Origin of the sequence: Flammeovirga sp. OC4, assembly GCF_000812565.1 — a bacterium.
In the GTDB taxonomy this organism is placed as follows: Bacteria; Bacteroidota; Bacteroidia; order Cytophagales; family Flammeovirgaceae; genus Flammeovirga.
On the sequence record NZ_JTAM01000132.1, the window covers coordinates 1 to 1398 of the forward strand.

Below are 1398 nucleotides of genomic sequence, written 5' to 3' on the forward strand. Positions count from 1 at the left end.
GAAATTTCTGTTTCTACTATCATCACTCTGTCCTGATAAAACTTCACATACCTGTTGTTCATCGGTCTACCTTGGTTTAAGTTGTAAAGCCACACCTCATCTGGGTGGTTTAAAACCTCCTCAATCAGGTGGAATAACTGATGCCTCAATTGAGGAGTTTTAATATATTTCCCTTTTGTATGACGTTTAAAGTCTTTTGAAGTCAGCTTTAAAAGCCTACCGTTGTAGTCCCTGAAGGGCATTCCTTTTAGTACTGCGTCTTCTTTGAATAGATCTGCAATGCCGTCTTCATTGATACTTTGGTCAAAAGGGAGTGTACTATTGGAGGCTTTCATTAAGTCTTCCACTTTCTTTCTGTCAAAGGTTTTTGCATTGAGTTCATTGATAGTATTCCCGATTTCCCAATTTTTGATGTAAAGCTGATTTTGCGTAAACACTTCTTTCTGATCGGCAAAGTTGATTGCAAAGCCCTGTTTTTTCATCTTGTCATAATCCTCTCCTAGAAGAGCAATAGCATCACTTCCTTTGTTGACTTCTGGAGGAAAACCATCGGTATAGTCTACTATTTCGCATCGGCACCCCCAATCATTTGGAGGCACAAACTTTCTCCAAGAGGTTTCGTCTTTCTTGAAGATCAACCCATCAAGCAGGCGGTGCTTGTCTCTGACTCTGCTGTCTCCTATTGTTGTGTATTGTGCATAAGGATAAGCGGACTTTGTTTCATTGTCCATCATTTCAAAATAGGATGATGCATTTTGTCCTACTGCCACCGCTTTGTTGTACTCTGCTTTCAAATAGTTTCTGTTGTACCTTGATAGTAACTTCTTGGCTTCATAGCGGAAATCTTCGTATGGAGTTACTTTGCCATCTTCCTGTACTAATAGATTGTTCAGTTCTATTAATGCGGAATTACTTTTTGCAAAGCTGAAATGAAATAAATTTGTTTCCATTGCCATCACCGCTTTATGGTCTGGAGCATCATAGACCTTATGTACTTTTTTGAGCCTGTCATTCCATTCCGAAAGAAGTGCCTGGTACAATTCCTTTGCGGTAGCTACTCCTAACAAGTATGCATGTTTATCAGCCATTGAAAGCTCTTTCCCTTTTTTATATGCCTTCAGAATGTCTGCTGTCACTTTTTTGATTTCCTCCGACTCGGAAAACTCACTGTTTTGAACACCACTGCAACAATCCTGTTTAGGGTATTGTGGAAGGTTTAATTGCTTATTAATAGGCGTATAAACCGCTTTTAAATCCTTGTTAGGGAGTAATGCTTTTTGTTCATTACTCCCTTTCTGAAAATTTGCATGTACTTCCTTTTTGCCTTCAATAGGAATATTGAAATTCGTGCTAATCCATTCTGAAGGAATTTCATGCGTATTGAGTAATTCTTTTACA

Annotated in this window: 1 protein-coding gene; it reads right to left on the reverse strand. The window is 38.6% G+C overall.

Going from position 1 to position 1398, the window contains the following annotated elements:
- Window positions 1-1398, reverse strand: a 1398-nt coding sequence (locus tag PL77_RS29385; RefSeq protein ID WP_044213470.1) for a phage minor head protein, incomplete at both ends; no start/stop codon positions are given.